Raw genomic sequence first — 7,323 nt, forward strand, 5'->3', positions numbered from 1 at the left:
TCGCTGATCACCGAGCAGAACAGCTCGGCTGGCATCACCCGGTCGATGGCGATGATCGGCAGGCCCTGGGCCTGCAATTGCTGGTAGCTGTCGTCTTCCGGCGGCAGGCAGCTGGCGACGAACAGCGCATCGCAACGCCGGGCGCGGAACAGCTGGAGCAACTGCCGCTCACTGTCCGGTGCGTCGTCGGAACTGGCGATCAGCAACTGATAACCCCGGGCCCGGGCGCCTTGCTCCAGCAACTTGGCGATCCGCGCGTAGCTGGGGTTTTCCAGGTCCGGGAGAATGAAACCCAAGGTCCGGGTGTGCCGGCTGCGCAGACCGGCCGCCTGGGGGTTGGGCGTGAAGCCGTGTTCCTCCACCACCGCGCGCACCCGTTCCACGGTGGCGTTGCTGATGCGTTGTTGTTCGGCCTTGCCGTTGATGACGTAACTGGCGGTGGTAACGGACACACCGGCCAGGCGAGCGATATCACTGAGTTTCAACCCGGGATTTCCTTGTTTTTGGTGCTTGCCCCGATATTTTCGCCAATCCTACCTGATCTGGGCAGGCGACCAACGTCGGAACCGGCAATCGACCAGAAGGACTACAAGGCACTGAGATTATCGAGTAACGTACCAATCTTGCTAGATTAAACGTTTCAGCTGGCGTATTTTCTAGGCAAAAGCGCAAACGGAAATTCGCCCCTGCCAGGTAATGAGTCCCGTTTGTGGCCATAAAGACGCCTACGCTGCTTACTTAAAACAATACCTAGCGCCGCCACCTGCCGCGCTAAATAGGAGAAGCCATGCTCGAGCTCACTGTAGAGCAGATATCCATGGGCCAGTCGGCTGTGGATAAGTCCGCGGCGCTGCATTTGCTGGCCGACAAACTGGTGGCTGACGGCCTGGTGGCCGAGGGTTACCTGGCCGGCCTCAAGGCCCGCGAGGCCCAGGGCTCGACCTTTCTTGGCCAAGGCATCGCCATTCCCCACGGCACCCCGGAAACCCGCGATCAGGTCTTTGCCACGGGCGTGCGCCTGCTGCAGTTTCCCGACGGCGTGGATTGGGGCGATGGGCAGATCGTTTACCTGGCCATCGGCATCGCAGCAAAGTCCGACGAGCATTTGCGACTCCTGCAACTCCTGACCCGCGCCCTGGGTGAAACCGACCTGGGCCAGGCCCTGCGTCGCGCCAGTTCCCCGGAGGCCCTGCTCAAGCTGTTGCAGGGCGCGCCCCAGGAGTTGGCACTGGATGCGCAGATGATCGGCCTCGGGGTAGCGGCGGAAGACTTCGAAGAACTGGTCTGGCGTGGCGCCCGTCTGCTGCGCCAGGCCGAGTGCGTGAGCAACGGCTTTGCCGCGGTGCTGCAACAGGTGGATGCGCTGCCCCTGGGCGACGGCCTGTGGTGGTTGCACAGCGAGCAGACCGTGCTGCGCCCGGGGCTGGCCTTCGTCACCCCGGACAAACCCATCCGTTACCTGGGCCAGCCCCTGAGCGGCCTGTTCTGCCTGGCCAGCCTGGGGGAAGCCCATCAAGCCCTGCTGGAGCGCCTGTGTGCGTTGCTGATCGAAGGCCGTGGCCAGGAACTGGGCCGCGCCACCAGCCGCCGCGCGGTGCTGGAAGTGCTCGGCGGCGAGTTGCCGGCGGACTGGCCCAGCGCCCGCATCGCCCTGGCCAATGCCCACGGCTTGCATGCGCGCCCGGCCAAGGAGCTGGCGCAACTGGCGAAAAACTTTGAAGGCGAGATCCGCATCCGCATCGTCGATGGCAAAGACTCCGCGGTGTCGGTCAAGAGCCTGAGCAAGCTGCTGAGCCTCGGTGCCCGGCGTGGTCAGGTGCTGGAACTGATCGCTGAACCGAGCATTGCCGCTGATGCCTTGCCGGCTCTGCTGGCGGCCATCGAAGCCGGCCTCGGCGAAGCCGTTGAGCCCCTGCCGGCGGCCAGCGCCCCCCGGGAAGAACAGCAGGAAGTCGTGGTCCCGCTCAGCGCCCCGGCCTCCGGCAGCCTGATCCAGGCCATCGCCGCCGCTCCCGGCATCGCCATCGGCCCGGCCCATATCCAGGTTCAGCAAGCCATCGACTACCCGCTGCGGGGCGAGTCCACCGCCATCGAGCGCCAGCGCTTGCAGCAGGCCCTGGCCGACGTGCGCCAGGACATCGACGGGCTGGTCCAGCGCAGCAAGTCCAAGGCCATTCGCGAGATCTTCATCACCCACCAGGAAATGCTCGACGACCCCGAGCTGACCGACGAGGTGGACACCCGCCTCAAGCAGGGCGAAAGCGCTGAAGCGGCGTGGATGAACGTGATTGAAACCGCCGCCAAACAACAGGAAGCCCTGCAAGACGCCTTGCTCGCCGAACGCGCCGCCGACCTGCGGGACATCGGCCGCCGGGTACTGGCCCAGCTGTGCGGCATCGAAACCCCGGCCGAGCCGGACCAGCCTTACATCCTGGTGATGGACGAAGTCGGTCCTTCGGACGTGGCGCGCCTCGATCCGACCCGGGTCGCCGGCATTCTCACCGCCCGCGGCGGCGCCACCGCCCACAGCGCCATCGTCGCCCGGGCCCTGGGCATTCCGGCCCTGGTGGGCGCGGGCGCCAGCGTGTTGCTGATCAAGTCCGGCACGCCCTTGCTGCTGGACGGCCAGCGCGGCCGCCTGCATGTCGACGCCGATAGCCACACCCTGCAGCGGGCCGCCGAGGAGCGTGACAGCCGCGAGCAACGGCTCAAGGCCGCCGCCGAACAACGCCATCAACTGGCCCATACCACGGACGGTCATGCCGTCGAGGTGTTCGCCAATATCGGTGAAAGCGCCGGTGTCGCCGCCGCCGTGGAAAACGGCGCCGAAGGCATCGGCCTGCTGCGCACCGAACTGATCTTCATGGCCCATCCCCAGGCGCCGGATGAAGCCACCCAGGAAGCCGAATACCGCCGCGTACTTGACGGCCTCGCCGGGCGTCCGCTGGTGGTGCGCACCCTGGATGTGGGCGGCGACAAACCGCTGCCTTACTGGCCGATCGCCAAGGAAGAAAACCCCTTCCTCGGCGTGCGCGGCATCCGTCTGACCCTGCAACGGCCACTGATCATGGAAGCGCAATTGCGCGCCTTGCTGCGCTCGGCGGACAACCGTCCGTTGCGGATCATGTTCCCCATGGTCGGCAGCGTTGAAGAATGGCGTCAGGCCCGGGACATGACCGAGCGCCTGCGCCAGGAAATCCCTGTCGCCGACCTGCAACTGGGGATCATGATCGAAGTGCCATCCGCCGCCCTGCTGGCGCCGGTTTTGGCCAGGGAAGTGGACTTCTTCAGCATCGGCACCAACGACCTGACCCAATACACCCTGGCCATCGATCGTGGCCACCCGACCCTTTCCGCCCAGGCCGACGGCCTGCACCCGGCAGTGCTGCAACTGATCGACATCACCGTGCGTGCCGCCCACGCCCACGGCAAGTGGGTCGGGGTCTGCGGCGAGCTGGCGGCCGACCCGCTGGCGGTGCCGGTGCTGGTGGGCCTGGGGGTGGATGAACTCAGTGTTTCCGGACGCAGCATCGCCGAGGTCAAGGCGCGGATTCGCGAACTGCGCCTGACCCAGGCACAAACCCTTGCTCAACAGGCCCTGGCCGTCGGCAGCGCCAACGAAGTGCGCGCCCTAGTGGAGGCCATGTAATGGCGAAGATTCTCACCCTGACCCTCAATCCGGCGCTGGACCTCACCGTCCAGATGGCGCACCTGGAGGCGGGGCAGGTCAACCGCAGCGATGCCATGCACACCCATGCCGCAGGCAAGGGCGTGAACGTGGCCCAGGTGCTGGCCGACCTCGGTCATCAACTGACCGTCAGCGGCTTTCTCGGGGAAAACAATCCACAGGCCTTCGAGGCCTTGTTCGCCCAGCGCGGGTTTGTCGATGCCTTTATCCGCGTGCCCGGCGACACCCGCAGCAACATCAAACTGGCCGAAAGCGATGGCCGCATTACCGATATCAACGGCCCCGGGCCGCACGTCAGCGAGGCGGCGCAACAGGCCTTGCTGGAGCGTCTGGAACAGATCGCTCCCGGGCATGACGCGGTGGTGGTGGCCGGCAGCCTGCCGCAAGGGATCAGCCCGGAATGGTTCCAGGCGCTGCTACTGCGCCTGAAAAACCTTGGCCTGAAAGTCGCCCTCGACACCAGCGGCGCCGCCTTGCGCGCCGGGTTGGCAGCGGGGCCCTGGTTGATCAAGCCCAACACTGAAGAACTGGCGGACGCCCTCGGCAGCCCGCTGGTGTCCGTGGCGGGGCAGGCCGAGGCGGCGCGCCTGCTGCACGCCCAGGGCGTGGAGCACGTAGTGGTGTCCCACGGCGCCGATGGGGTCAACTGGTTCAGTGCTGCACCGTCCTTGCAGGCCCTGCCGCCCAAGGTCGCAGTGGTCAGCACCGTGGGCGCCGGCGACTCGCTGCTGGCGGGCATGCTCCACGGCCTGCTCAGCGCCCAAGCGTTTGAACAGACCCTGCGTACCGCCACGGCGATTGCCGCCATGGCTGTGACCCAGATCGGTTTCGGCATCAGCGACAGGGCGCAACTGGCCCGGCTGGAGCAGGGGGTGCGCGTGCATCCCCTCCTAGAACAATAAGAGGGTTGCGTATGAAATTAGCCATTATTACCGCCTGCCCCAACGGCATGGTCACCAGCGTGCTCTGCGCCCGTCTGCTGGACGCCGCGGCCCAGCGCCAGGGCTGGAGCACCAGCGTTGAAGTGCACGATGAGGCGCACCCGGAACGCCAACTGTCGGCGGCCACCCTTGAAGCCGCCGAGTGGGTGCTGGTGGTCAGCACCGGGCCTGTGGATATGTCGCGTTTTGTCGGCAAGCGGGTGTACCGCAGCAGCCCGTCCCAGGCCCTGCAGGATGTCGATGCGGTGCTGCGTCGCGGTGCTGAAGAGGCCCAGGTCCATGTCGCCACCGAGGCCAGTGCCGAGCCGGTGGTCGAAACAGGCAAACGCGCCCCGCGGCTGGTAGCGATCACTGCCTGCCCGACTGGCGTTGCTCACACCTTCATGGCCGCCGAGGCCCTGCAGCAAACCGCCAAGCGCCTGGGCTACGACCTGCAAGTGGAAACCCAGGGCTCGGTGGGCGCCCGCAATCCGCTGAGCGCCCAAGCCATTGCCGAGGCCGACGTGGTGCTGCTGGCGGCGGACATCGAAGTGCCCACCGAGCGTTTTGCCGGCAAGCGCATTTATCGCTGCGGCACCGGCGTGGCCCTGAAACAGTCCGAGGCGACCCTGAACAAGGCCCTGGCCGAGGGCCAGCTGGAGTCCTCCGCTGCAGGCGCCCAGGCACCGGTTAAACAGGAAAAGACCGGGGTCTACAAACACCTGCTGACCGGGGTGTCGTTCATGCTGCCGATGGTGGTGGCGGGCGGTTTGATGATTGCCCTGTCCTTCGTCTTCGGCATCACCGCCTTCAAGGAAGAGGGCACCCTGGCCGCGGCCTTGATGCAGATCGGCGGCGAGACCGCCTTCAAGTTGATGGTGCCGCTGCTGGCGGGTTACATCGCCTACTCCATCGCCGACCGCCCAGGCCTGGCGCCGGGAATGATCGGCGGCATGCTCGCCAGCACCCTGGGTGCGGGCTTTATCGGCGGCATCGTCGCCGGCTTCCTCGCCGGCTATGCGGCCAAGGCGATCAATAAATATGCGCGCTTGCCGCAAAGCCTGGAGGCGCTGAAACCTATCCTGATCATCCCGCTGCTGGCCAGCCTGTTCACTGGGCTGGTGATGATCTACGTGGTGGGCAAACCTGTGGCGGGCATGCTCGAAGCCCTGACCCATTTCCTCGACAGCATGGGCACCACCAACGCCATTCTGCTCGGGGTACTGCTGGGCGGCATGATGTGCGTCGACTTGGGCGGGCCGATCAACAAGGCGGCCTATGCGTTCTCGGTAGGGCTGCTGGCCTCCCAGAGTTATGCACCGATGGCCGCGACCATGGCCGCGGGCATGGTGCCGCCCATTGGCCTGGGCATTGCCACCTTCATTGCCCGGCGCAAATTTGCCCAGACCGAACGCGAAGCCGGCAAGGCCGCCCTGGTATTGGGCCTGTGCTTTATCTCCGAAGGCGCAATTCCGTTTGCCGCCAAGGACCCGTTGCGAGTGATCCCGGCGAGCATTGCCGGCGGCGCCCTGACCGGGGCCTTGTCGATGTACTTCGGCTGCAAACTGATGGCGCCTCATGGCGGCCTGTTTGTCATGCTGATCCCGAATGCCATCAACCATGCGTTGCTGTACCTGCTGGCGATTGTCGCGGGCAGCCTGCTGACGGCGGTGGTGTACGCGTTGGTAAAGCGGCCCGAGGCGGTGGAACTGGCCCTGCAACCCGCCTCTTCGTAGGAGCCGGCTTGCCGGCGAACAGGCCCTTGAGCCCTGCGCCGTTCCGGCCGACGCCTTCGCTGGCAAGCCAGCTCCCACGGAGAAGGGTGCACCACCGCAGTTCCGTAGGAGCCGGCTTGCCGGCGAATAGGCCCTTGAGCCTTGCACCGTTCCGGCCGACGCCTTCGCTGGCAAGCCAGCTCCCACGGAGAAGGGCGCACCACCGCAGTTCCGTAGGAGCCGGCTTGCCGGCGAATAGTCCCTTGAGCCTTGCACCGTTTCGGCCAACGCCTTCGCTGGCAAGCCAGCTCCTACGGAGAAGGGCGCATCACCGCAGTTCGGTAGGAGCCGGCTTGCCGGCGAAGAGGTCCTCAAGCCTTGCACCGTTCTGGCTGGCGAATACGTCCTCAAGCCGGGCTCGCCCTTTTTCCTCGCCGCTCAACCTCGGCGCACCTGCTATTGCAGGCTGCGCCCAGGGCTTATTGCGGCTTTCTCCAGCGGCTACCGTCGGCCAAGTCTCTTTCTTTTGTAAGGGGTTTCCGAGGCACTCCTTGGCGCTTGCGGCTGGGTATTCAGCTCAATAGGCTCGGTTCGTCACTGAATATTCAGTGATCGGGTTTAGCAGCCTGATTCCAAGACACGCAAGTATTGCCCCTGTCCCGGTTGGCTTTTGACCTGCCGAGTTCTGTTATGGCGGCTGTGCGTGGGGCGCCCTTGGGTGCGCCGGATTTCTTGGACCGGTCTGCTAACCCGCGTACAGCTGCCACCCTGCATGGCGGCCGTATGTCCTTGCTGTCACACCCCCTTCATCCCCACTGTCTAAGGTGTGCTTTTTGACCATTGTCAGGGAGTCACCATGAGCGAGTTCAACCTCGGCCGTCGTCGGATCATGCAAATCGCCGGGGCGGGGCTGTTGCTGCCGAGCCTGGCGCCGGCGGTGATCGCTTCGGTCAAGGATCGGCCGCAGCTCACCGACGGGGTGCAGTCCGGGGATCTGCTT

At 65.6% G+C, this 7,323-nt stretch carries 5 protein-coding genes; 4 read left to right on the top strand and 1 reads right to left on the bottom strand.

The features are described 5' to 3' along the window. A partial coding sequence (locus tag BLX41_RS36430; RefSeq protein WP_404942803.1) for a LacI family DNA-binding transcriptional regulator occupies positions 1 to 485 on the bottom strand: 485 nt, incomplete at its 3' end. A gap of 302 nt (positions 486 to 787) precedes the next feature. Between BLX41_RS36430 and ptsP the strand changes: the two genes are divergently transcribed. The 4 genes from ptsP to BLX41_RS37500 all read left to right on the top strand — a co-directional run. Then, on the top strand, positions 788 to 3,649 hold the full coding sequence (ptsP, locus tag BLX41_RS27445) for a phosphoenolpyruvate--protein phosphotransferase (protein WP_123727425.1): 2,862 nt from the start codon (positions 788 to 790) through the stop codon (positions 3,647 to 3,649). Next, positions 3,649 to 4,590 (top strand): 1-phosphofructokinase, encoded by a 942-nt coding sequence (gene pfkB, locus BLX41_RS27450; RefSeq protein WP_123727426.1) that lies wholly within the window; start codon positions 3,649 to 3,651, stop codon positions 4,588 to 4,590. Before ptsP ends, pfkB begins: the two co-directional genes overlap by 1 nt. An 11-nt stretch (positions 4,591 to 4,601) precedes the next feature. Next, on the top strand, positions 4,602 to 6,344 hold the full coding sequence (locus BLX41_RS27455; protein ID WP_123727427.1) for a PTS fructose-like transporter subunit IIB: 1,743 nt from the start codon (positions 4,602 to 4,604) through the stop codon (positions 6,342 to 6,344). Positions 6,345 to 7,179: 835 nt separating this feature from the next. After that, positions 7,180 to 7,323: hypothetical protein (locus BLX41_RS37500; protein ID WP_404942809.1), on the top strand; the 144-nt coding region annotated here is incomplete at its 3' end.

The organism is Pseudomonas protegens (assembly GCF_003732485.1).
In the GTDB taxonomy this organism is placed as follows: domain Bacteria; phylum Pseudomonadota; class Gammaproteobacteria; order Pseudomonadales; family Pseudomonadaceae; genus Aquipseudomonas; species Aquipseudomonas protegens_B.

What these genes read in the sequence shown, in the direction of transcription:
- pfkB (WP_123727426.1), top strand. Translation starts at nt 3,649, where the DNA reads ATGGCGAAGATTCTCACCCTGACCCTCAATCCGGCGCTGGACCTCACC.
- ptsP (WP_123727425.1), top strand. Translation starts at nt 788, where the DNA reads ATGCTCGAGCTCACTGTAGAGCAGATATCCATGGGCCAGTCGGCTGTG.
- BLX41_RS27455 (WP_123727427.1), top strand. Translation starts at nt 4,602, where the DNA reads ATGAAATTAGCCATTATTACCGCCTGCCCCAACGGCATGGTCACCAGC.